The sequence below is a fragment of the Acinetobacter sp. A47 genome (assembly GCF_000805455.1).
Classification (GTDB): Bacteria; Pseudomonadota; Gammaproteobacteria; order Pseudomonadales; family Moraxellaceae; genus Acinetobacter.
Window position 1 is genome coordinate 13,650 of record NZ_JSUS01000065.1, and the last position, 24,697, is coordinate 38,346.

At 43.9% G+C, this 24,697-nt stretch carries 30 protein-coding genes; 8 read left to right on the forward strand and 22 right to left on the reverse strand.

The window, feature by feature from the left end:
- Positions 1–106 precede the first annotated feature (106 nt).
- The 22 genes from OC23_RS14700 to OC23_RS14795 all read right to left on the reverse strand — a co-directional run bounded on the left by OC23_RS14700 (position 107) and on the right by OC23_RS14795 (position 15,927).
- Positions 107–331, reverse strand: coding sequence for a hypothetical protein (locus tag OC23_RS14700; RefSeq protein ID WP_038345642.1), 225 nt, complete (start codon positions 329–331; stop codon positions 107–109).
- Between the two features lie 97 nt (positions 332–428).
- Positions 429–725, reverse strand: coding sequence for a hypothetical protein (locus OC23_RS14705; protein WP_152607842.1), 297 nt, complete (start codon positions 723–725; stop codon positions 429–431).
- 191 nt (positions 726–916) lie between these two features.
- Complete coding sequence (locus tag OC23_RS14710) at positions 917–3,553, reverse strand: DNA polymerase (protein WP_038345644.1); 2,637 nt, start codon at positions 3,551–3,553, stop codon at positions 917–919.
- 7 nt (positions 3,554–3,560) lie between these two features.
- Complete coding sequence (locus OC23_RS14715; protein WP_038345645.1) at positions 3,561–4,064, reverse strand: hypothetical protein; 504 nt, start codon at positions 4,062–4,064, stop codon at positions 3,561–3,563.
- Entirely contained in the window at positions 4,064–5,302 is a 1,239-nt protein-coding gene (locus OC23_RS14720; protein WP_038345646.1) for an ATP-dependent DNA helicase, read from the reverse strand. The genes OC23_RS14715 and OC23_RS14720 overlap by 1 nt, the downstream gene beginning before the upstream one ends.
- 13 nt (positions 5,303–5,315) lie before the next feature.
- Positions 5,316–6,458, reverse strand: a complete 1,143-nt coding sequence (locus OC23_RS14725) for a DUF2201 family putative metallopeptidase (protein WP_038345647.1) — start codon at positions 6,456–6,458, stop codon at positions 5,316–5,318.
- Positions 6,459–6,510: 52 nt separating this feature from the next.
- Positions 6,511–6,915: a hypothetical protein gene (locus OC23_RS14730; protein WP_038345648.1), complete on the reverse strand. Its 405-nt coding sequence runs from the start codon at positions 6,913–6,915 to the stop codon at positions 6,511–6,513.
- The gene (locus tag OC23_RS14735) at positions 6,912–7,541 is read right to left on the reverse strand and encodes a hypothetical protein (RefSeq protein WP_038345649.1); all 630 of its coding nucleotides are present in this window, start codon (positions 7,539–7,541) and stop codon (positions 6,912–6,914) included. Before OC23_RS14735 ends, OC23_RS14730 begins: the two co-directional genes overlap by 4 nt.
- On the reverse strand, positions 7,541–7,975 hold the full coding sequence (locus OC23_RS14740; protein ID WP_038345650.1) for a hypothetical protein: 435 nt from the start codon (positions 7,973–7,975) through the stop codon (positions 7,541–7,543). The genes OC23_RS14735 and OC23_RS14740 overlap by 1 nt, the downstream gene beginning before the upstream one ends.
- Entirely contained in the window at positions 7,972–8,442 is a 471-nt protein-coding gene (locus OC23_RS14745; protein WP_038345651.1) for a hypothetical protein, read from the reverse strand. The genes OC23_RS14740 and OC23_RS14745 overlap by 4 nt, the downstream gene beginning before the upstream one ends.
- Complete coding sequence (locus tag OC23_RS14750; protein WP_038345652.1) at positions 8,435–8,947, reverse strand: hypothetical protein; 513 nt, start codon at positions 8,945–8,947, stop codon at positions 8,435–8,437. Before OC23_RS14750 ends, OC23_RS14745 begins: the two co-directional genes overlap by 8 nt.
- Positions 8,947–9,090, reverse strand: a complete 144-nt coding sequence (locus tag OC23_RS19195; protein WP_161792301.1) for a hypothetical protein — start codon at positions 9,088–9,090, stop codon at positions 8,947–8,949. Before OC23_RS19195 ends, OC23_RS14750 begins: the two co-directional genes overlap by 1 nt.
- Entirely contained in the window at positions 9,091–10,110 is a 1,020-nt protein-coding gene (locus tag OC23_RS14755) for an AAA family ATPase (protein ID WP_052209177.1), read from the reverse strand.
- A gap of 50 nt (positions 10,111–10,160) precedes the next feature.
- On the reverse strand, positions 10,161–10,334 hold the full coding sequence (locus tag OC23_RS19200) for a hypothetical protein (protein WP_161792302.1): 174 nt from the start codon (positions 10,332–10,334) through the stop codon (positions 10,161–10,163).
- Positions 10,306–10,722: a hypothetical protein gene (locus OC23_RS14760; RefSeq protein WP_038345653.1), complete on the reverse strand. Its 417-nt coding sequence runs from the start codon at positions 10,720–10,722 to the stop codon at positions 10,306–10,308. The genes OC23_RS19200 and OC23_RS14760 overlap by 29 nt, the downstream gene beginning before the upstream one ends.
- Positions 10,723–10,967: 245 nt before the next feature.
- Entirely contained in the window at positions 10,968–12,224 is a 1,257-nt protein-coding gene (locus OC23_RS14765; protein WP_052209178.1) for a DNA-directed RNA polymerase, read from the reverse strand.
- Between the two features lie 164 nt (positions 12,225–12,388).
- Complete coding sequence (locus OC23_RS19085; protein ID WP_152607843.1) at positions 12,389–12,586, reverse strand: hypothetical protein; 198 nt, start codon at positions 12,584–12,586, stop codon at positions 12,389–12,391.
- Entirely contained in the window at positions 12,586–12,861 is a 276-nt protein-coding gene (locus OC23_RS14770) for a hypothetical protein (protein WP_038345654.1), read from the reverse strand. Before OC23_RS14770 ends, OC23_RS19085 begins: the two co-directional genes overlap by 1 nt.
- 3 nt (positions 12,862–12,864) lie before the next feature.
- Entirely contained in the window at positions 12,865–13,848 is a 984-nt protein-coding gene (locus tag OC23_RS14775; protein WP_038345655.1) for a hypothetical protein, read from the reverse strand.
- Positions 13,849–13,914: 66 nt separating this feature from the next.
- Entirely contained in the window at positions 13,915–14,232 is a 318-nt protein-coding gene (locus tag OC23_RS14780) for a hypothetical protein (RefSeq protein WP_038345656.1), read from the reverse strand.
- Positions 14,233–14,401: 169 nt separating this feature from the next.
- On the reverse strand, positions 14,402–14,821 hold the full coding sequence (locus OC23_RS19205) for a hypothetical protein (protein ID WP_161792303.1): 420 nt from the start codon (positions 14,819–14,821) through the stop codon (positions 14,402–14,404).
- A gap of 797 nt (positions 14,822–15,618) precedes the next feature.
- Positions 15,619–15,927, reverse strand: a complete 309-nt coding sequence (locus tag OC23_RS14795) for a hypothetical protein (RefSeq protein WP_038345659.1) — start codon at positions 15,925–15,927, stop codon at positions 15,619–15,621.
- Positions 15,928–16,169: 242 nt separating this feature from the next.
- Between OC23_RS14795 and OC23_RS14800 the strand changes: the two genes are divergently transcribed.
- The 8 genes from OC23_RS14800 (at position 16,170) to OC23_RS14835 (ending at position 24,617) form a co-directional block, all read left to right on the forward strand.
- Positions 16,170–16,391, forward strand: a complete 222-nt coding sequence (locus tag OC23_RS14800; protein ID WP_052209179.1) for a hypothetical protein — start codon at positions 16,170–16,172, stop codon at positions 16,389–16,391.
- A gap of 64 nt (positions 16,392–16,455) precedes the next feature.
- Positions 16,456–17,151, forward strand: coding sequence for a hypothetical protein (locus OC23_RS14805; RefSeq protein WP_038345660.1), 696 nt, complete (start codon positions 16,456–16,458; stop codon positions 17,149–17,151).
- A complete protein-coding gene (locus OC23_RS14810) occupies positions 17,141–18,808 on the forward strand; it encodes a hypothetical protein (protein ID WP_227505565.1) in 1,668 nt (555 codons plus the stop codon). Before OC23_RS14805 ends, OC23_RS14810 begins: the two co-directional genes overlap by 11 nt.
- A 9-nt stretch (positions 18,809–18,817) precedes the next feature.
- Positions 18,818–19,534, forward strand: a complete 717-nt coding sequence (locus OC23_RS14815; RefSeq protein WP_038345661.1) for a hypothetical protein — start codon at positions 18,818–18,820, stop codon at positions 19,532–19,534.
- A gap of 42 nt (positions 19,535–19,576) precedes the next feature.
- A complete protein-coding gene (locus OC23_RS14820) occupies positions 19,577–21,790 on the forward strand; it encodes a hypothetical protein (RefSeq protein ID WP_038345662.1) in 2,214 nt (737 codons plus the stop codon).
- A gap of 100 nt (positions 21,791–21,890) precedes the next feature.
- On the forward strand, positions 21,891–22,211 hold the full coding sequence (locus tag OC23_RS14825) for a hypothetical protein (RefSeq protein ID WP_038345663.1): 321 nt from the start codon (positions 21,891–21,893) through the stop codon (positions 22,209–22,211).
- Positions 22,212–22,214: 3 nt separating this feature from the next.
- Positions 22,215–23,414 carry a hypothetical protein gene (locus tag OC23_RS14830; protein WP_038345664.1) on the forward strand — a complete coding sequence of 400 codons (1,200 nt, stop codon included), beginning with the start codon at positions 22,215–22,217 and terminating at the stop codon, positions 23,412–23,414.
- A 15-nt stretch (positions 23,415–23,429) separates the two neighbouring features.
- Complete coding sequence (locus OC23_RS14835) at positions 23,430–24,617, forward strand: N4-gp56 family major capsid protein (RefSeq protein ID WP_038345665.1); 1,188 nt, start codon at positions 23,430–23,432, stop codon at positions 24,615–24,617.
- Positions 24,618–24,697: the final 80 nt, after the last annotated feature.

Consider the following 24,697-nt stretch of genomic DNA (forward strand, 5'->3'; position numbering starts at 1 on the left):
CCAAGAGGGCCACATAGTCAGTCTGGTGTTGTAGCGGCATCCTTGCTGCTCCCATTTGACAATAGTGAGCAGCATTCTAATTGCATTAAAGAATCGATACTAAATTTCATCCACGGTAGTTGCGCTGGGCATACTGGCGTAGGACGTTGTGTTTAATAATCTGGTTTAGTTTGGTGGCGTATTTGATAGCGTCTTGCTTATCATAAATTACACCCCCACCTAGTTTGGCCCATCCCTTACGGCCTTTGATTTCAACAACATGCAGTTCGGCATTACCTACAATGATGTTGTCGGTTGTGTACTTGTATTTACTCGGATCTCGGAAGTACATAATTAATTTCCCTATTAATTAAGAACGAGACCATCATAGTTTTACTTATTTACTTACTCAAGTAAGTAAGTAAATAAAGTTTTTAAATGTTCAAAGATTAAGCATAGTTAATCTGTTGGAGAGCCTCGATTTGCTCTTTGAAGATCATTACGCCGTGATCGTCCATTAAGTAGATCTTAATGAAGCGAGGTAATGTACGAATCATACGGCTCTTGGGTTTGATCTGCAGATAGATTGAGCCATCTTCTTCGATATTGATAGGTTGATCATAAATAAAAAATGTTGAGTTGAGGTAGTTGAATACCAACTCATTGCCTGAGTTCGATACGTGCAAGCGTACGTTATGTGTCTGTTTAATTAAGTGAATTAAACCATTCCAATTAGGTAGGTTCATTAAATGTGAGAGTTGCATAGGTATCCTATTATTGGTTTTTGATAAGAAAAAAGCCCCTAGTTTCCTAGAGGCCCTTCCCTTTATTCCGAGTGATATTGCTACGTTAGGGATGTTGCGTCACGACAACCTAACGAAGCCGATATTAAGCTAAATTAAACAGTTATGCAATACTTACTTGCTTAAGTAAGTATTTAACTGTAATAAGCTCTGTGCCCTTCAATGCATGTCTTCTTAATGGTTTGAGCGTCAGCATTGTTTGGCAATGTGATCTCATTGGCCCATGAAGGATGGAAGATGTCGAGAGCAGCTCCAAGTTTTACCTTGTCATGCTGGATCTCTGGCAATTCTTGCCATGACATACACTCGATAAGGTTCTTGTTTGCCCAAGTTACAATCTCTAAATCATCACGGATGATGAGATAGATTGCATCATGGATAAGTGCTACAGGGAAAATGTCCTGACGATATGGAGAGTTCCATACGCGGTTCATAAACTCTACAGCAGCTCGGTTGTTCAGCATTCCGTATGACTGACCTAATGCATTACCTGCAGTACGTCCCTCTGCCTCAGCCTCTTTCAAAGTCTTAGAGTTACCCAAGATTGATTGCTTAAGCAGTGGTGTACGTACACGTAATCCGAAGGCTACCTCAACATAACCAGTCTTACAGGCTTTCTTAAGCTTTTCAGCTACCCAAGCATCTGAAACTTTGTACATGTCGTGGTATGACTTCTCAATCTGTTTAGCCACTCCCGGAGCGAAACCACAGTTCTTAACAAGAGTTGTCCACGTTCCCTGGTACGTCAATGCGAAGGTTGGTGCCTTAGATTTTTGACGCAATTCAGGGTACTTCTTCTTAATCGAGTTAACGATAAATACTCGCTCTTTTGTGTCAGTCGTACTTGCGTACGCTTCCACAATGTCAGGCATCTGTTCAGGGAAGTAATAGAATGCACGTAGACAGTGACCGTCATATCCCTCAAGGTAAACCTTAAGTTTGTTCGGGTCTTTTGTGGTTAATGCAGAGATGTAGTCTTCAAGCGAGTTGAAGTCGGCACCCCCGAATAGGAAGCCCTTAGGTGGTCTGAAACATGTCTTAACTGGTTTACCAAACTTAGAACCAGAAGGTAAATTCTGAAGGTTTGGACCAGATGAAGACAATCGACCGGAGACTGTTCCGCCTAAGTTGAAGTTCCCATGTAGCCAAGCAGTTCCATCAGCTTTAAGTACTGCCCCTTCAAAGGCCGGTACGAACGAACTGATGATCTTGTCTACCTTAGCCAAGTCATGCAAAGCATTGAGGAGTTCAATTTTAGTTGGATCATCTGTATGGTTTAGCAGCTTCTCTAATACGTCTGCACCCGTAGCAGGTTCTTTGGTTTTGGTACGGTCTAGTACAGGTAATGTCATTACATTGTAAAGCAGTATGCCCAACTGTTTTGGACTGCCCGGGTTGAACTTCATGTCACAGAAATCCTCAACGGTCTTCTGTTTAATGTGCTCACCGTTGTACTTAACCACAGCATCCAATTGCATACGTTTAAGAGTCAAATCTACCCATTGAGACTTCTCAATTACAGCAAGGCATTCCTCCTGTTCTGCAACAAGGGTTCGCTTAAGATTCTGTACCTCATCAGCGTCCATAGGCATCCCAATAAGCTCCATCTGGATGATGACCTTAAGGGTTGGTAGGAACTGCTCTTTATACAGCTTCTCTTGCTGATCTCGAACCATGATTGGGTAATACTTTTCGTATACATACCAAGTGGATAAGCAGTCGACTAGGTTGTAACGAAGCAGGTCGTCATAAGGAATTTTACGAATGTCAGCAATATCAGACTGTGCCCAATTCCCTGCAAATTCATGTGCATTATCCTTTAAAGATAGGAAATTGCCTGCTGCAGAGTTGGTGGCCAGATAAATGATGAGCTTCGTATCGTCCATGTTGCGCGTGAGGACATCTAAACCATGAAGTAGACCTTCACGATCTAGCGGATCTCGCATCCATAAACTGTAAATGAGTACCTTGATGTCATAGGCTGCATTATGGAAAACCAACTTACCTTTGTACGATTCAAGGAAGCGTCTCAGTAGCTTTTTAACTTCTGGATTGAGCTTTCTTGAGCAGTGGTCTGGGTTCATTGGATTTGCGTTCTTGGTGATTTCCACGGGGAATGCCATCCCTTCGTGTTTACTCCAAGCGAATGCACATGTACCTAATCCAGCTTCATAGAACTTCAAGCTAAAGGTCTCTGTATCACAGGTCAGGACAGGGTATTGGTGTAATCGATTCAAAGCCCATTCAATTTTTTGAAGATTGTCTGGGTAGTCCTCGTACTCAATAATCCCTTGTCCAAGTGCTGCGTATGTGCCATTTACAATGTCAGCCAGTGTTTGTACAGATAGATCTAACTTCTCGACTAGATTAGGGTTGTAGGTTAATGCAGACCAGTTAGTACCTAACGTCACTTGGAGGTATTCAAAGTCCTTAATCCCCACATTTAGGCGATAACCATAATGCGGTTCGGCCTTTGTCTGTTTAGCCAACACTTTGAAATAAGGCGCGTCAGCACAGTACAGGTACTTAATGCCCTGTTCAGCCAATACAGGTAACAGCTTCTCAAGGTATTGCTTACACTGAGTTGCTGTGACTTTGTTGTTTGGGCCATATTCCAATGTGAAGGCAATGACACGTTCCCTAGAAATCCCTTGAACTTCTAACGGTTTAACGTAGTTGTTTAAGATTTCCTGCTCATTGAATGAGGATGGTTTGATTAGGATAGCTACATCGTAACTATCTTGCGGTTCTGCAAATAATAAATGGCGCATGGTATCCCTACAGTACTAAATTACCCATTAAACGGGTACGGAGCATCTCGTATCCTTGTGCATTGAACTCAAGCACTTCTTGATGCATTTCAGGTGGTAAATCGCTTGGTGCCGGACAGCCTTGCCCTATGAACTTGATAATGGGTGGGTGAATACCCTCAGGTAGTAACCCTAAAACTTCCTCAACTTTGTTGGTCATTGAGAAAACTTTAGACATCAGAGACATGACATAATCAGACTCAGAAATGATGTTGGTTCGGTGGGCTAATATCTTGTCCATCTCCGGGCGTAAACTTTCATCCAATGGCTTAGGAATGATGTAACGTCCCTTCGATACAACGCGCTGTGCAAACGTCTCGCTGCGATATACGAAAGCTAGTGTGATACTGCCTGTAATCTCCTGATTACGTGTGGCAAGCTCTAGGATGCGTTTCTCGATATGGTTAAAGACTTTCCGGTAAAGGAACTCACGAATCTCACCTTGTAGGCGATACTTATGTAGAGGGGACATTACATATCCCCTGTGAGAATTACCGTAGATTTAGCCCGAGAGATTGCAACATAGAGCATTCGAGCCAGTTGATTCATGTCTCGACATCTGCAGATGTCATCCAGATCAATGAAGACTTTTTGGAAGGTAGATCCTTGTGACTTGTTGACCGTACAGCAATAAGCCGCACGTAAGTCACACCACGTCTCCTTGATCTCTTTAACCTTTGATGCATTCTTTTCTTCAACGGCTTCACTCAAGGCTTTGTCGTAGTCAGCCCAGTTATCCAACTGGAATAGACCTCTACATTTGTCAGTATCAATGTTCTTGCCTGAGTAACCGTAACGGACTGCAGGTTCGATAGCTGTGATCAATACAGTGGCATCTGTCTTGATAGCTTCCTTGTTTACCTGAACGTGATGATTGTTAACGGCATAATCGCCCTTAGCCAATTCAGGACGGCCAGTGGCTTTCTTACGCAACGCTTTGTTGTACTTGTTGACTCGGGCATTCGTCCAAGCAAGCATCTTAGAGTCCTTCATCTTCCAATCAGGATTTGTGAACTCAGCCATTACCAGGGAATCAAAGGTTTCCCGGTCTACACGTTGAATGTGTTTACCGTCTACCTTAAAGCGAGGGAAGGTCTCTACTTCACCTAAAATGAATTGGCGTAGTCGATGACTGATCTCTTTGATTGGATTGCCATCATCTTGACGAACGACCTTTGTGAGTACAGCTTCTGGGAAGCCACGTTCAAATACCGGCGTATGATCAAGTCCTACCGGTGTTAACTGTGTTGGATCGCCCATGAAAACAATCTTGCTGCTCTTAGTGGCAAACAGGATCATTTTGAGGAGCTTCTCATCAATGTAAGACGCTTCATCAATAAAGATGATCTGGTCTTCAATGTCTGCAGCTCCATATTTACGCTTAAGGGTGTTCTCCCCTGTTGAGTAATCTGTGTGTACACGGATCTCTAAATGCGAGTGAATGGTATTAACGTCTTGATCTGCAGCAACACTCAAAGCCTCTGCAGCTTTATGCGTAGTTGCAGTAAGGAATACCTCACGTGGACGATGTTTAGGGTTAATGATCTTGGCCAACTCATCCGCTTTAGGGATGTGCTCCAATACCTGTTTAACCAGTGTGGTTTTACCTGTACCAGCAAAGCCCTTCAACACAAATACATGGGAGTCACGCGCTGAAAGAAATTTGATAATTGCGTCTTTAGCCGCTTGTTGGTCTGCTGTAAGTTCCATACATGTGTAGTCCTTATTTAAGTGTGAAATGAATCACTTTTCCAAAAGGGGCACGGAATTTAGGGTTGTCGTAGATGCACCAGAACACAGGTCTGTTGTCCACCTTCTTCAAGTACTGCATATCCCTGTGCCAAATGTGACCATCAGTAAGGATGATCAAAGCTTTAGATTTAGATTCTTTAAAGGTTTGGAATACTGGACGGATTAACGTTCCTCCTCCCCCCACAAAAGACAATTTAGTAAGGTCTCGGAATCCCTTAACGACTGAGACTTTCTGCACTTCATGGTCGAACTGAATGACCTCAATTAGCTCAGGTGAGTATTGTTTGAGAACCGAATACATCTCAGAGCAAAACTGTGTGCATACTTTGTCTGTGACTGAACCTGAAACGTCCACTGCAAAAGAGACTTGTGACAAGTTCCCTTCACTGACTAACGTAGGAAAATAAAGGCCATGCTGTAGGTACTTACGATTGAACTTTTTAGTGCTGTAATCACTTTTACTCATGGATTTCAGCAGGCGTGCCAATACCTTTCTCCAATCCACTTTCGGATTGAGCATGTCTTCCAGGTAACGTTTAATTTCACCCGGAATGTGTTTGTCACCCTTCTCCCCTTTCATCTCAGCGTAGAGCTGTGCACGGACTACAATGTCAGTGATCTCTTTTGCTTTCTGTTTGTCTGCGGGAGATGCATCGCCGTCAATTGGCTCCATGTCGCATTCAAAGTCGTCATTTGGTGGATCATCTGGGAGACGGTCGTACACTTGCTCAGATGACAGACCATCGAACTTTTTGTTGTACAGCACCCAATTTGGGACTTTAAAACCGGCCTCGGCTAAGAATCCGTTAATGACGTAATCACATGCTTTATTCCACTTTTTGAAGTTACGATCACCAACACGAATCATGTGCATATAGGCAACGTGTAGTGCTTCATGTGCCAGTACAAATACACGTTCATCAATGGGTAAAGCTGCAAAGAACTTAGGGTTAATGATCAACTGTTTACCATTTGTGGCTGCAGTCTTTGTGTGCGCCTCTGATACGATCAGCTCTAATGAGAAACAGATCGTACTGATAAACGTGGTTTCAGGTTTCTGGATTAATCCAATCTTTGCTCGGCTAATTGCCTTAGCTAATTCATCTTCGGTCATTTTGTTGGTTTCCTACTTACTCACTTAAGTAAGTAAATTAATACTTAAGTAATTAATCATCTAAAAATACGTTACGATAGTTATCGTATGCGTGAGCTACCAGATCCGATGAGAACTGGTGGAACTTAAGCCCTTCCAGTAATTCAAAGTAACTGGCGTTCTCTGCTGTGGCTGAGTTCAGGTTGTCTAAGACAGTCGCTTTGTTGCGTGCAACTTCGCTGGCATTAATGTACTTCCAGTCCCCTTCTTCACCCCAAAGCCAGATAAAAGGCACCGCATTACGGCGTAGGTCAAGTAACCAGATAGGTTCTTGCTCTACTTTATCCAAAGTAAGGATTGCACGTGTACCGTTGGTTGTTACCCCTACACGCTCATGGCCATAACGAGTGGTCTTGAGCAATACAGGATTTACATAAGCTTTGAGGATTAGGAGTTTTGCTCCTGATTTCTTAATCATTTAAACATGTCCAAAAGATCTCGGGGATTGCCCCAAATTGATTTGTTTATTACATCTGTTGCAAGGCTTGGACGAACAACACGGGCCATACTTTCACGTCTATACGCTGCCAATTGGTCAGCATCTAACGGTGGATCAATGTAGTCACGGAGTTTGTCGTCAATCAGGTTTAGAACTTGGATTGCATGATCTGGTGTTGCCACTGAGTAGCGAACCATTTCTTTAACCTGTTCTGGCTGAAATTGAGCACTGTCGTAATCTAAGCTTTTATGGCGATAAGAATGGCCATTAACGAAACGTGCTATGTGAAAGTGCTCACGAGTCCGTTGGCTGGAATTAACCATCGTGAAAGGTATAACTTTATGGTGGAGGTCTTTAATTATTGGATAAGTATCCACTCGACCTACCGTTGTAGGGTGGCTGCGTCTTGCTACGATTGAGCGTACTTGTGGCTTACCCGCTTGCATACATTGCCATTTAAACTCGCTATGCATTTGTGCAATATTCATAATTTCAGCGGCATGTTCTACAAGGCAGTAGATTACAAGAGGGGTGTCACGTGTTAAGGAACGGAATACTGCCCGTAAATCCTCAGAGTACTCAAAAGTTTGATCAGGGCCGAACATTACAGTTTTCCTAATACTGGATTAATGGTTTCGCGCATGATTGCAGTTTTGGTCATTTGAATATCCTCCTCAGTAAACCGGTAAGGGTCGTCTATGTAAGGATCTAAAACATTTGTTTGACCATTTGGTAAAAAACGAAAGGGCTGCATTGTCCAATGTCCGTCGTTTACATGAAATGGTGATTCTGTAACAGTTGTACTATCGTAATACCGTTGACGTAATGTAAAAGGAACCTTGAGTTGTAAAAGTGCATTGATAGGCGCACGCCCTTCACTGTTGTAATAAGGTCTAAGCGCCATGCAAACAACATCGGGATGTGGGGCATGCATACCCACATGCACATGCACTAAGAACTTTTCAATTAAAGGTAAGCCATCTAAAAGGGTCTTATGGAAGTACAGAACGTACTTAATACCACGGGGAATCTCCTTCATTTAGGTTTCACCATCTGCGCCATCAAATAGCGTTTAGCATTGAGACCGGTCATGTCATATCCTGGTGTAGTGGTATAACGGATATGCTCCGCTAATTTCTCCTCTACATAATCCAAGTTGCCCGTGTTAAGCCATACTTTTAGAGTGTCAGGGTCGATGAACTCACCTTTATCTGTGTACTCAGCTTTGTATAGCTCGCCCTTTTCAGTAAAACGGTAATGTGTATAACCTTCCCCATATTCACCGCCCTCACCGTTCCATATGGAGTGCTCAATGCCGGCTTCAAGAAGGGTCTGTGACTCAGCATCTAAATCACCGTAATTCACCTCACAAACCTCAAAGGTCATTGTCCCTTCATTATTTGCATTGAAGCAGTACGTGCCCCACCCATAGTTTTGAAAGATTTTCACCGCTCTGACTTGATCGGAAGCCTTAACGGTAATGTGACAAGTGCAACGATCACCCATGAGCTGCCCCCGGTCTTACCATGAACTTGAGTGCTATGACTTTAGCCTTTTCAACATCAATTTGGGTAAAACTCCATGGACGGCAACGCTCTGCCAGCTCCTCTAACTTCTCGCTGAGGATACCTTCGGTTTGCCAATACATAAGGGTTGATATACCAGTAAATTGGTTGTCGTACTCAACTCCCTTATGGGCATAATTACCATCCGAGGTGTAACCTGCATAAAGATAGGCTTCATCACGATCATCACGACCCTCAATTTCAAATTTGAAAGGGAATTGGTTTTTAAGCAATTCCTTCTGTAAATCGAGATCACTAATATCAATGTCGATTTCAGCTCTAAATAATGAAATACCATTCAGAGGTACAACAGTTGAGTAATTAACTCGGTAATGGCTAAGCAATTGTTTTAAGGCTTCGGCCAATGGTAAAGGAACGTCAATTGTGATTGAGTGTGGGTCATGCACTGCAACTAAACTAAAATCATAAGGGTTTATGTTTAACATCAATAACTCACATGGCTTGGTACACGGCCAAATTTGCGAACAAACTTAACCTGTGCACCGTATAGCGTATCTGATTCAATGGTTTCATAACGGGTACGGAAATAGCCCCCTACCCGTTCTGTGTAATGGAAATCGAAGCGCACTTAGAACACTCGCGCTGCTGCAGTGTTAAGCCAGTTCTGAGATTCCTCTAAGTCATACAAGTGAGGTTGACGGGCAAACATGTCACGCATGGCCACTACTACCAACTCATCCGGGAAGCGATCTAAATAGTCGATCACATCCTGTAGGTTGTCCTCAGTGGTTTGCTGACATAAGCTACCCATCAATGCCCATTGAATATCTAGGCGTTTTGGCACAGGGTAATTCTTAGGGTCTTGGCGGATCTGTTTGAGCGTAGGTAGTTCTTTGTAGATGTCTGCGTATTGGATAAATACACTTGCCACACCTTCACCAATAAGTGATGCAAGAAGTGCGGTATCGCCCTCCCCTACAGGTTGGCCTACGATACAATCACTTGATTTGTGCCACGTACGAGCACATGCATACGGTTCTTCTGGTGTATCTGGATTGAGTGTATGAATCAGATCTGGTTTGAAACGAAGGAATGATGTGATGCGGTGATCAATACCGGCATTGTTAGCCCATTCACACCAGTCAGGTGCACTTTCAACAACTTCAAAGTTCGCCGTACGAGATGTAATAGCGGATGATTGAGGTTCTACGATTGCACCATCAGTAGACAAGTTACCTGCAGCAACCATCAGAACATTTGGGTGCAACTTGCGTTGCCCTACCATGCGATCAAGTACAAGTTTATATGCAGCTACCTGAACTGCCTTAGGCGCAGATGAGAACTCATCAAGGCCAATTAACCAACCACGTTTACCTTTTGGAAGTGGCCAAGATTCAGTCGGGAACAAGTTTAATGGGACATACTCCGCATAGCCCTTCTCATCGTTAATACGTGGGAAGCCTGCGAACTCAGTTGGGTCCATATCCGCTAAGCGAACATCAATGTATTGTAGTTCCAGCTTTTCAGCGAGAGCCATGAATAGGGCTGATTTGCCGATACCCGGTTTTCCGTGTAAGAACGGTACAATCCCTGCCTTTAACTGGCGTAAGAGAATAGGTTCCAATTGCTTCAACGTTACTTTAATCATTTTAAGTTTACCTTTAATTACTTAATTGCTTACTTACTTAAGTAAGTAAATTAGATAGATAGTTCACGAACAAGAGTGTTGTGATAGATCATCAGATGTGCGAAGAACTCATTTGCTGCGCCTTTAGGTGCATGAGACTTCATGTTGTGCCAAGCCTCATCAAGAGAGTTAGCAGTGTTGTACAGAGTGTTGGTTTTAGCTTGAATGCCTTGCGCCGTTAACATTTGGTGAATCCTGAGAATTTGTTGTTGTAAAGTCAGTTAGTTCCGGTGGTGGTGACTTCATTCCAGTAAAAGACTGTGTGAAGCACGCCACACGTTGTTCTATGGTGAGCTGGTTAAACAGTTCTTGATAAGACTGTGTGCTCATTAGTTGCTTTCGCAACTGTTGGACATTTGTGATGCCCAAGGTCTTGAGTTGCTCTAACATGGCATCCTGATCTGGGGTCTTTCGACTGCTGATCTTAACGAGTCCTACATCTGCTAGAACGTTTTTAACCGTAGTTACTGAGACGTTGTAGTAGCTGGCAAGATCGTTAGGGTGCGTATTTCCATGTTTGAATGCCGCAATAATCTCCTGCCTTTGGGCAAAAGATAGCTTACGAAAGGTCATAATCAAGTCCTTATGGATGAAGTTAGGCTATAGGGCTGCTTCGTCAAAAAGGACTCTTTTAGTACTTTTAGTATATCGGTTTAGTAGTTTCGTCAGACTGTGTGCGAGACCATTAAAGTACGCAAGAGTCCTGTGACTTTGCATCTCATTTTAGTGAGCGAAGCTCACCTAGTAAATGCATAGTGGGCGAAACTTACACACTTAATTACTTAAGTAAGTAGTAACGCCCACAGGTTGTACTTTAATTAGCAGATTGCATAGTTTGACTTGCGAATCTTACTAGACAGATTGGTTGAATGTTTATGGAACTTGTAATCCTTATTATGGGTTACTTGCTTGATGATGTACTCAAGAACATCAGAGTCAGCGAGTTCCGCTAAGATCTCACGATACCAGTGGCGTAAGACGTTGCAGTTGTTTGGCAATGCACAGAATGCATCATGCACAGTTGTCACCATGAATGGTTCGTAGCTGAGCATTACTTCAAGCAGTGCCAACAGGTCTGCAAGGTAGCCACGATGCAGTTGATCTACGTTTTCAGAGGTAATGTGCGGGATAACTACCACAGACACAATGCCATGTTGATTGGCAAGGTTGAAGTAGTATTTAAGCTCCTCATCAGTCAATGGTTGTGGCTTCTCATTGCTGAGTAAGTAATCCTTGATGATGTGGTACACCTTACGAGTCATGTTCTTGTTGTAGTTACAACGGCGAATCAATTCACGTAATAGGAACGCATCAATAGAGTGGATAACGTTGGCCACGTTCGATACACCACGATCTGAACCTTGGTTTACCTTAGATTCAATGGTCATGTTGTAGTTGAACATCTCTGCAATATGCACACGTGTTTCCACTTTCTGCATTACTTTGACTTGTGCTACAAAGCCGTCAGGTAGTTGCCAAGTGTGTGCCAAAGCGCCTCGTTGCCATGTATTACGCAAGATCTGAAGTAATTCAAACGTACCTTTTGCCTCTTTGTGACAGGCCATATAGAACGCTTCAAGCACTTGACCTTCACCAAAGTATTCCTTTGGTTTAGCCTGTGAGCCGTATGTACACGGCATAATGGCATCTTTTGCGTCTTTACGAGCAACGTTAATATCCTGAATGCCTTTCTGTTTAAGGATGACATTCAAAGTGTCCGTAATGAACTTGTATGCATCCATACGTTGATCTGGGTCAATTAGACCGGTGATGTATGCACCTTTCTGACAGCCTGTAATAGCTGACATGATCTGGATGCCTGAACATACCGCATCTAACGAAGGCATGTGACCTACTTCCTCACCATTCAATGCACGGCGAAATGCCATTACTGCTTTGGCGTACAGGATAGGGTCTTCATCAACTTGGTCTTGTAAATCTTCCAATTGATGTAGGTTGTCTTTCACCCACTGGATGCGATACTCGAAGGGCTTCTTATCTAAACCGAAATGGTTTGCGATGTCGATTGCCATGTACTCGATGCCAGTGAAAGTTTTCATGTTATTGAATTGCATAATGTTTCCTTTAATTGGTTTAAGTGTCTACTTACTCAATTACTTAAGTAAGTATTAAGGTACAATGTAGTTATAGCAGATGGTGCATTGATCACAGAGCACCTCTACGAGCGTGTCACACTCAAAGCAATACTCGTATTGAACTGGTTGAATTGAACGGATAATCATAATCTTCCCCATGTTTGGTGATCGGCTTCGGTCATGTGTGATTCACGGCGCATTTCCTCAAGTTCTTTTTCAATGGCTTGAGGTAGGCATTCATCACACGAATAGAACGTATAATACTTAGAGCGTTTCACTGCTCGGTTCTTGGTACATAGGCTGCACCAGTGGCCACGTTGATTGGATCTCAAAGCGTACATTAACTTGCTACCATTACTTTAAGTGCCATGACTTTGAGTTCAGCTAAAGTACTGATCTTAGTGGATTTCATTTCTAATGTATGAAAGCCGCCACGTTCAGAGACGTGGATGTTGTACTTACCTAAGATACGGTACACCAATAGATAGAGCGTGTTATTAACCCCATACTCTATCCAGTTCAAACCCTTGTCAGTAATACCTACAAGAATGGCTTGCCATTCAGGGTACTCATCAAGGGGTACATCGTTAGGGTCAATTAAGAACACTTCACTCACTGTTTAAGCTCCTAAGAATGCTTCAATGCCTGTAGGCACTTCCTTCTTCTTGGAATTGAGCATTCCTTTCTTGAAAGAGTTACCTTGAGGTGATAAGTGATAACCGCATGCATAGATACGGCCACGCTTATCAACTTTGTGCGTGAAGAATACAGAATTACCTTTACTATTCAAGTACATGTACAGGAAGTAACATTGTTTCTTGTACTTCTCAAAGTTCTCGATAGCGAATGCTTCCATTGCCCGTTGATCTTTGCTCATGTACGTTACGCCGTCTTGTTTAGTTGGCTTAGGTTCAGGTTCTTCAACAGTACTGAGGAACTCAATATCTAGCTCGAACTCATTAGAGTTCATAATGTTCAAGACATCGAGGCAAATGTCCCAATCGTGATGGTTCTGAAAACCTCCAAGAATTAAGCTATCACCTTGCTGTGTTAAGTATCCACTGCTGCGGTTATGACGTAACTTCTTAGGTCTGTGGATCATCGGTGGCAAGTAAGTTGCCTGATACATGAATGCTTCTGTCTCTGGATCAAGAGTGATCTTAGACATGATCATGTACGATGCATCCTTACTGTTTGAGATCTTTCCAGCATCAAATAGGTCTATATCAGCCAATACAGAGATAACCTCTGCCATAGTCTGAATAGCCTTGACGTTATCAGCCATTTTAAGCAATGCAGCACACTTAGCACTGATTGACACCAATGGGATTGGCTTCTGTGCAGACAGTGCAATCTCTGTGATGATCTTATAGACCAGCTCCTTAATATCTAAGGCACAGAGCTGTGCTACACGTTCAGCTTTCATATCAAAGTGATCGTCTAATATCCAATCTGTAAGGATGTCTGCACCTTCATCCATGATGGCCACAAGTTCAGGTGATGCCATGATTTCAGCGTACGCTTTCTTAAAGATCAAACGTTTATCGAAGGCAACTTCAATACGTTGTTGTAGGTCATAGCGAGCGCGAGTGATCTTAGTCATATCAGTATCCTTTAATTGGTTTAGTTAAATAAAAAAGCCTAACCACATGGGCTAGGCTTAATTTGATTAGATGTTCAGTTCACCTACAGCGTTCTCATCACGCTCTGCAACGATGCGATAAGAGATGTCGCCACTTGTAATAGCCTTTGTGAGTACTTGTGCAATGATGCTGTCACGTTCTTCGGCTGTAAGGTTTTCATCCGATAGGTGACGCATAATCGAACGTTGAACATAATCAGATTCCATTAAAGGGATACCGATGTTTGTGCTTGCGCCGTCTTTTAAACGGAGTGTTAAGTTAACCCAAGCTTTGGCTTTCTCACGAGAGTTACCAGAAGCAGTGTTAGAGTTGTTCATTGAAACAGTGTTGTCATACTTAGCCATGAGGACTTTCCTTTAGTTGGTTTAGGCACTATTGCCATAATTAAGGCTATGCCTTAACGCACGGTACAAACCTTTTCACAGGTGAACGCTACAGATGACGTAGTGCTTGTACCTATCGCTTTAGTGGGCAACGCCCACACCAACTAAAGAGTCCTTACTATCTAAGGGTTTAAGCGGCCTTCATTACAAAGCCTTGCTCTAACTTACCTGCAAGTTTGTGACAGAGTGCTATGTTACCTACGAAGTATGTCCCTATGAAGGCAAGATCTTCACCTAATATAAATAGGGTACCCACACAGGCAATGCCAATGACGAAAGCAACAGATCTGACAATACTGTTATCTTGTAGACCTGCCCGTTTGAATAAGTAATGTGGAGATCTACTGAACTGTCTTAGGCATATCCACACACCGTATACGCCAACAGTCATAGAGATTAACAAACCTGAGATGCCAAAAAAGCCTACGAACTCATACCCTGCAATGGTCCATAGAAAGTAATTGATAATAGGTAAGATTGGTAATAGAACAATGAAGAAAAATATAAACTTATAAGGAATGCGAGTCATAGTTAGGGCAGTAGTATTCATGTGTATCTCGGAGTATGTAAGTGTACTAAAAAAGAACTGTACCCACAGTCCAAGATGTGAACACATAGACTATCGGTAATGTATCGGACAAGGGAAAAGGAATATTGAGATATAGGTAGCCCAGACTATATGGTAACAACTAAGTGTTCTGTGTCAGAACTCCCTAGCTCTCTCCCTAACCCTTCCAGTGTGAACAAAGTTTGCACAGTACTAAGAGTGCTATCCCAAAGGAATGAGAGTGCTGAGCTTGAGTGAGGATGCATACCGTTTATTCTAAACGGGACTGTCCCTCTCTACGCTCTACTGTGTATGGCCTGACCGATGTGTATATGTGTACGTTGTGTATTGTCTAAAAAAGAGATCCCCATACCCGAAGGTATGAGGACATTGGTTAAGCTGCTTGAGCTTTGAGTCGAGCTTGTTTGAATAGCTCTGAGTTACGTGCTCGGTTCATGAGAGTTCTATCCATATCTGGAAGTCTTCCCATTACTGCGAGTTTACGAATGAGTACTGATAGGCATAGTGCTTGCTTTAGTTGGTTTGACATGTCTTTGCTCCGAATGCGTTGTCTAATGCGAAAATGAATAAGAGTGCTGTTACTGACCAGCTCGTCAGCTTGATTGTATTCATTACAAGTGCAGCATCTGCAGTTCTATATCCGTATAGAGCAGCTAACAGCATGACCATGATGAATATCGCTAAGGTCATGTATACGTTATGGATTGGTCGCATTGTATTTCCTTTAATTGGTCTAAGTAAATACTTACCTACTCAATTGAGCAAGTAAGTAAGTAGAATTACACTAATGCTTCGGTTGCTGCTTTCGCTGCTGCTGATTGTTCACGTTCTGCTTTGGCTTGAACTGATTCAATCTGCTTAACCTCTAAGCCTGCAGCCTTACGCTTAGCATTGATCTCTGCAAGACGTTCGTTGTACTTCTCCTCATCATTGAGCATGACAAGGTTGGTATAGTTAGTTGCCTTGGCTTCACCTGCTTTAGCAAGTTGATCAAGTGAGTTAGCTCCACGCTCTGCTGCTGAACAGAGTTTGATTACTACATTGAAGATGCCAGCGATTGCAGTACCGATAGTTGTTAAGATGTTCATAGGATGTTCCTTTAATTGATCTACGGCGTTATTGCCATGACAAGTGCTATGCACTTACAAAAGTAAGAATCCTTTTTCTGAGCTGGACTCCCCGGGGGGGTACTTCCATTTGCTTGAGCTGAATCGTATGAACCCTACATCCGTACTAAATTATGAAATTTGCCATAACCCGACTGACTGGAATTTGTACTTACGCAATTAAGTAAGTAAGGTATCCTTATGTGCCTACAGGAGAGTTAGCAATGAAGAACTTTAAACAGCAATGGTTATTAGAACTGAGTGTGGATGAACTGGACTCATGGATGCAGCGTATCGAGGATGATTGTCTTGAGACAGTTCGATTAAATACGCCTAAGGTAATCGACTACTCTGAACCTTACCCATACTTAGAACGAGAGGTGATGGAATATACATACGAGGACTTCCTTGAAGCTCGTAACATACTGGTTTCCCAAGCTGCATAAAATCAAATTACTTACTTACCTACTTACTTAAGTACAATTGCTCCCAATCAAAAGGAGTTTGATTATGAGTAACATGGTAGTAACTGCAGACCAGATTAAGGAAAGTCTCCCTGATAAGTTCCGAAAGTCGGTCAATCAAGATCTAGTAGATCAAATCAACACAATGCTTAGTGATCCCGATATGTATGAATCGTATCGGGACAACTTAGTCTCATACACTTCCGTTTTACAGAATGGAAAGTTCCGCTTAAGCGATTACGTCAATGCTGTGAAGTATGTGAGTTGTCGTCTGATGAACATGACTCAGATTGATGCTTACAAGAAGACGTTCCCTCAGAAGTACCAAAACTTTGTTGCCCGTGGTGTCCAGCCTAAGGACATTGCTTCCTATGTCACGGCGTACAACAAGTCTAAGTTGGTCAACGAGATCATGGCTCAAACGTTGGTGCCGTTCCATGTCCTAAACCAAGACTTAAGACAGAAGGCATTGAACACGGCCGTTGAGTTAATGATGACTGCCAGCTCTGAGAAGGTACGAGCTGACGCAACGAACATTGTACTTACCCACACTAAACCGCCTGAGACCCAGAAGGTTGAACTTGATCTTGGTATCAAAGATTCAGGTGTCATTGAGGAGATCCGTAAAGCGACCTTTGATATGGCTGTTCAACAACAGCAAATGATCAAGGCTGGTTTACTGACTGCTGAGGATAGTGCTCAGGTTCGTACAGTAGGGAAGGTTTATACGCATGAAGGATAATGCATTCTTAGAGAGTGCATTATCGTTTGGCGTTCGCCAGAGCATTGAAAAAGATGCAGGCTTAGATACAGAAGGGAAGAAGCAACACCCTACTGTAGAAGACTGGCTTAACGCGGTTTCGTACTCTCCTGACCCTAATTATGTACCCAGCGTCTTTGCAATCCATTTTGTAGAGTTCATTAAGCTGGCATCTGCAGGTCAAGCAGATCAGAACAAGTCACCTGTACTTCACTACAAGATGCTTGATCAAGTGGCAGGCCCGACAGAGCGTATTGCCAACATGGTACATCGTGGTGCCGCCAAGACAACCGTACTTGGTGAGTACCTGTTCCTGTACCTGGCAATGTACGGGGAGATTCCTGGATTCGGTAAAGTACCTTTCGCTATCTACGTTTCTGACTCGATTGATAATGGCGTGAAGAACATGCGGAAGAACTTAGAGTTCCGCCGTGAAGAATCACCATTCCTTATGGAGCACATTCCAGAAGCCAAGTTCACTGACATCCACTGGGAGTTCAAGAACAAGGACGGCAATGTATTCATTGTCAAAGGGTACGGTGCTAAGACGGGCGTGCGTGGGGCGAAAGCCCGAGGCAAACGTCCAGTCTTAGCCGTACTGGATGACTTGGTATCGGATGAGGATGCACGTTCCCAAACGGTGATTGAGTCTATTGAAGCCACTGTCTATAAGGCAGTCGATTATGCGTTAGACCCGCAACGTTCAAAGATCATTTGGTCAGGTACACCCTTTAATGCAGGCGACCCTTTGTACAAGGCTGTAGAGTCTGGTCAGTGGCGAGTCAATGTCTACCCAGTCTGTGAGAGATTCCCTTGCACTGCAGAGGAGTTCCGAGGTTCTTGGCCTGACCGATTCGGCTACAAGTATGTCCTTCGTAAATATACGGAAGCATTAGGTGCAGGGAAGATCGACACGTTCAACCAAGAGTTGATGCTCCGTATTATGTCTGAGGAAGACCGACTCATTGCAGACTCAGAGTTGCAGTGGTATCGCATCCGGAACGTGGCCCAAAACAGAAGTAACTTTAACTTTTACATCACCACTGACTTTGCAACCAGTGAGAAGCAGAGTGCCGATTACAGCTTCATTTCAGTGTGGGCTTACAACAATGCGGGGCATTGGTTCTGGGTAGATGGTATCTGTGCTCGGCAGACGATGGACAAGAACATCAATGACTTGTTCCGATTGGCTCAGAAGTACCGCCCTGAATCGGTGGGTATCGAGGTGACAGGACAACAAGGGGGATTCATTCCATGGATTAGAGAGGAACAGTTCAGACGTAATATCTACTTCCAGTTTGCATCTGACAACAATGGTAAAGAGCCTGGCATTCGTCCAAGCACTGACAAGCTACGCCGTTTCAACGTAGTAGTCCCATGGTTTAAGTTAGGCATGATGCACTTCCCATTAGAGCTTCGTAATCACCCAGCATTAAAGGAATTAATCTTGGAGATTCGACAAGCGGCAGTGGGCGGGTTCAAGTCTAAACATGACGATGGTTTGGATACCGTATCTATGCTTGCCCTAATGAGTCCGTGGAAACCTTCGGAAGAAGTATACGAAAGTGATGAGGTCGACATCTGGGATGACCATTCCCAACCAGATCAAGGCACATCTTATGACAACTACATTGTGTAAGGACACACTATGAAACTATCAGACATCTTCGATCAGCTTGCCTACGGTGAGCTATCAGCCTTAGCCATTGCAGCCGGTGATGAGATTGACACGCGCCAAGCGAACAAGATTATCGCTCATGTGAACCTTGGCCTCACAGAGCTTCATAAACGCTTCCTATTGAAGCGAAAGACTTTAGTGCTACAAACACTAGCAGATCAATCTCGATACGTGCTGACGCGCAAATACGGCGCATCTGCGGGGGGAGAGAACCCCTATATCATGGACGAGGAAGATCCATTCCAAGATGACATCATTGAAGTACTCCGGGTAACTACACCTGAGGGTATTGAGGTGAACCTGGGGCGTAACCGTAACCCGGTAAGTGGCACTCAGATTATTCAACCTGCTTATAACATCCTTCGCTTTGATACGCCTGTACCTGCAGGTTCACGCTTCATTGTGGAGTACCAAGCAAACCATGTGAAGATTCCAAAGGTGGTTGATTTTGAATCATTCGATGCGAGTAAGGTAGACATAGATTTGCCTATGACCCACCTAGAGGCATTACTATACTTCATCGCATCACGGGTGATTACTCCTATCGCGAACAATCTGGGCAACCCTCAAGAGGGTGTAAGTTACTCAGCATTGTTTGAGAAGGAATGCCAAGAGCTTGCAGTTCAAGGATTGGACGTTGATCTTGCAGTGAGTAATGACCGTTTCTATCAACATGGATTTGTATGAATACTTACTTAAGTGAGTAAGTAAATACTTAATGGACTAAGTATGGAACATCAAGAACCAAAACCAACCACTGAGGTTGACAGAGGACTGACGGATTGGGCGAAGGAGCCACGGCTACAAGATTTAAAATTAGATCTTCAAGAAGCTCAGGCAAACCATACCAATCACATCGGTCGTGTTGACACATGGTTAGATAACCTGTTTGTGCGTGGCGCGGCTAAGGTTTCGGGTGGCAAGGGGAGATCGCAGATCGTACCGAAGCTAATCCGAAAGCAAGCCGAGTGGCGTTATCCTGCATTGTCTGAACCTTTCTTATCAACATCAGATCTATTCAAAGTAGATCCCGTGTCGCACGAAGATAAGAAGGCAGCTTTGCAAAATGAACTTGTACTGAATAACCAATTCCAAACCAAGCTCAATAAGACAGCTTTCATTGACTGGTACGTCCGCAAGGCGGTCAATGAAGGTACTGTCATTGTACGTGTAGGTTGGGACTTTGAGGAAAAGGAAGTTATAGAACCTGTACCTCAGTTCGGTTATGTGATTGACCCTACCGTAATGGAGGAATACGAACAGCTTGCCCAGATGCAACAGCAAGAACCTGATTCGTATGCCAACGCTGACCCTGCGCTTAAAGCCGGTTTTGAAATGACCCAGCAAACAGGTCAGCCTATCCGTGCCCAAGTAATCGGGTATACACCTCAGAAGCAGATGAAGACCGTACGCAATCATCCTACGGTTGAAGTTTGTGACATCCGCAATGTCTATATCGACCCTACATGTGAAGGGGTATTAGATAAAGCACAATTCATCATCCATAGTTTTGAGTCGTCTATGTCAGAACTTAAACGAGATGGACGATACAAGAACTTGGAGAAAATCAATGTCTCAAATGCATCAACCTTTTCAGACCCAGACCACAATTACGGAGACGGTACATCGACTTTTGGTTTTAATGACGACCCCCGTAAAAAGATTACCGTTTATGAGTATTGGGGATATTGGGATATTGATGGCTCTGGGATTGTTAGCCCTATTGTTGCAACATGGGTAGGTAATGTCTTAATCCGTTTAGAGAAGAACCCTTTCCCTGACGGTAAACCGCCGTTCGTGGTTGTACCTTACTTGCCTATCACCGGTTCAGTGTACGGCGAACCAGATGGTGAATTGCTTGAGGACAATCAAAAGATTCTTGGTGCCGTTACCCGTGGGATGGTGGACTTGCTTGGTAAGTCCGCAAACTCTCAGACAGGTATGGCCAAGAACATGCTTGATGCAACGAACAAGATTCGTTATGAGCGCGGTCAAGACTATGAGTTCAATCCTCACGCTGATCCACGTACCGGTATTCACATGCACACCTATCCGGAGTTCCCGAACTCTGCGATGGCTATGTTGCAGTTACAGAATGGTGAAGCTGAATCGTTAACGGGCGTGCGTGCCTTCGCAGGTCAGAATGGTATTACTGGTGCTGGTTTGGGTGACACGGCTGCTGCTGTTCGTGGTGCGCTCGATGCTGCATCTAAACGGGAGATGGCAATCCTACGCCGTCTGTCCACTGGTATTCTGCAGATCGGTCGTAAGATCATCTCAATGAATGCGGAGTTTCTATCTGAGGAGGAGATCGTCCGTATTACCAATACAGAGTTTGTCGCTATTCGCCGTGATGACCTGGCAGGGGAGTTTGACCTACGCCTATCAATCAGTACTGCAGAGTCCGATCAGGCGAAAGCTCAGGAACTTGCATTTATGCTGCAGACAATGGGGAACACGATGGACCCTGAAATGTCTCGCATGTTACTGGCTGACATTGCACGTCTTCATAAACTTCCAGATGTGGCGTTTAAGATTGAGACATATCAACCTCAACCAGATCCGTTCCAACAACAGATGCAAGCACTTGAGATGCAGAAGGCGCAAGCTGAAATTGCATTGCTTGAAGCACAGGCTATGGAAGCTCACGCTAAGGCCGGTCTTGCAGGGGCTAAAGTACCTGTGGAAGCTGCACGTGCGAATAACATTCAAAGCGATGCTGACAAGAAAGACTTGGAGTATGTGAATAACCAAACCGGTGTCACTCATTCACGTGAGATCGACAAGGAAGTGGTTAAGCAACAAGGTCAGATTCGAGACAAGATGCTCCAACATGAGCATGAAGATCGTATGGCTAAATTGCGTCATAAATCAGATCTTTTGAAGCAACATGCACAAAACTCACTCGCATCGAGCAAAAAAGCAACGGTTAAACTTACTTAAGTACTTAAGTAAGTAAATTAAATTTGGTATGGCAGTTCAAAACGTATTATTGTTCTGCCAGTCCCCTAAGGATGGGGGACGATTTACACGGATGTAGATCATGAGCAAGCACAGTGAATTAACGGATTTAATTCGCAAGGGTGAATCCCAAGTAGCACTAGGGGAAGCCCTTGAGCGTTTACAACGTAATCAAGACTTCAAATTAGTTATGAGTCATTTGACTCAAACTCGTTTAGTCGAGTTGCATTCCAACCTAGCTAAACTACAAGTGGATTCAGGTGAGTACCGTTCAACGGTGCGTAACTTAGATGCGTTAAGCATCTTCCAATGTGAGTTAAGTTCTATCCATGAAGCTGCTGCCAATGCACGTGCCTCCGTCCGTGAAGCTCGTCTTATGCAAGACGAATTACACGAGGACTAACCCATGTCATTTGAGCAAGCGCAACTAGAGTACGATCAGCCTGATGCTGACGTTACTGCATTAAGCCAAGACTACAGTGATGAAGAACTTCTTGCCCTTGAAGCGGCAGGTACGCACTTAGAACCACAACCAGAAGCACAGCCAATCGAGCAATTACAGGAAGGCCAAGCACCTGAGCCGGAAGCTGAGATCGACCCAGAGCAACTCCCAGAGAGCAATGCAGACGTTGAAGATCCAGAACCGGATGTAGGGCAGCCTACTCCTGCAGTTGAACCCGAAGCTGCGCCAGTCGTGGAAGGTGCGACACCTACTGCACCAGAGGCAACTCCAACAGACGAGATTGACTACAAAGCTTTCTATGAGCAAGTTACTCGTCCATTCAAAGCTAATGGCCGTGAGTTACAGGTACGTGACCACAAAGACATTATCACTTTGATGCAACAAGGCGCGAACTACGATAAGAAGATGGCCGGGTTAAAACCTGCCATGCAAGTACATCGTACTTTGGAGAAGGCAGGCTTACTTGATGCTGAAACCATTGGCTACATGATCGACCTCCACGCGGGTAAACCGGAAGCCATTGCTCGTTTAGCTAAAGAACGCAACATCGACTTATTCAACCTTGCGCCTGAAACTGCTGAGAACTATGTCCCTCAATCACCATTGGTATCTGAACAAGAGTTAGAGATCACATCGGTATTGCAGGAACTTAACTCACAGCCTTCATTCCAAGAGACCTTTGACACCTTAGGTACTTGGGATGCTAAAAGCCAAGAGCAGATCTTACAAGCACCACGCATGATGCATTACTTCCAAGAACATAAAGAGCTTGGGATTTTTGACAACATCGTGAATGCAGTAGCTCAGGAACGTATGTTCGGTCGCCTACATGGAGTTAGCGATATTGATGCATACCGAATGATGGGTGATCGTTTATACGCTGAACCTCAGACTGCTCCGGCTCCTACACCTCAGGTTGTTGCCCCTGCAGTAGTTCCTACGCCTCAACCCGTAGCTGCTCCTGTACCTCAACCTGCTCCGGTTGCTGTAGCCCCTCAAACGGTTGCAACTAACCAGAAACGCGCTGCTGCGGCTGCTCCACGTAAGGCTACTGGAACACCTACTGCACCTGCGTATAACCCATTGACAGTAAGCGATGATGAACTTATGGAAATCGCTGCTCGTCACCACAACATCATGTAACAAGGAAGTTAAGACATGACTGAACAAGTTAAAGGCCATTTGTACGCGGACGGGAAATCTATTGGTGCTGATCAGCTCAATCCCCACTTGTATGAACGCAAAGCATTAATCGAAGCGCGTAAAGAGCAGTACTTCGGTCAGTTGGCATCTGTTAAAGCAATGCCTAAAAACCATGGTAAAGAGATTCGCTTGTACCACTACATCCCATTACTTGATGACGAAAACATCAATGACCAGGGTATTGATGCATCAGGTGCGAAGATCAAAAATGGTAACTTGTACGGTAGCTCTAAAGACATTGGTTCTATCCCAAGCAAAATGCCAGTACTCGGCGAAACTGGTGGCCGTGTAAACCGTGTCGGTGTATCGCGTAAAGAATTAAAAGGTACGTTTGAGAAATTCGGTTTCTTCGCTGAATACTCTGCAGACCTCTTAAACTTCGACTCTGACGCTGAATTGCTTATGCACATCAACCGTGAGTTGTTGAATGGTGCGATGGAAATCACCGAAGATGCATTGCAAATTGACTTGATCAACAACGCAGGTACATTGCGTTACTGTGGTCCAGCTCTTGAAGATGGCGACATGGGTGCATCTCCGCACGCTGCAGCTAAGTACGAATTGACGTACAAAGACTTGATGGGCTTATCTATTGATTTAGATAACAACCGTACCCCTAAGAAGACGACTATCATCAAAGGTACTCGTTTGATTGATACGGTAACGTTGCCATCTGCTCGTGTTGCTTACTGTGGTTCTGAAATGATTCCTACTTTGGAAATGATGAAAGACCTTCACGGCAATCCAGCTTGGGTGCCAACCCACAAGTACGCTGCAGGTACAACTTTACTTAACGGTGAACGTGGCCAGATCGGTGAGTTCCGTTTCGTAATCGTTCCTGAAATGATGAAGTTTGCTGGTGCTGGTGCTGCCGCTACTGATGCTGACTACCATGAAACTGACGGTAAATATGACGTATTCCCAGTCTTAGTCGTTGGCGATGAATCATTCACAACTATCGGTTTCCAAACTGACGGTAAGACAGTGAAGTTCCAGATCACTCACAAGAAGCCTGGTAAAGAGACGGCCGACAAAACCGATCCATACGGTGAAATGGGCTTCATCTCAATCAAGTGGTGGTATGGCTTCATGGTTCTCCGTGGTGAGCGTTTAGCATTACTTAAATCATTAGCTCGTATGTAATTACTTACTTAAGTAAGTATGTAAGCAAGTAAGTACAAGGTGACTTACTTGCCTCTACAACCTCCCTCATTATTCAAAAG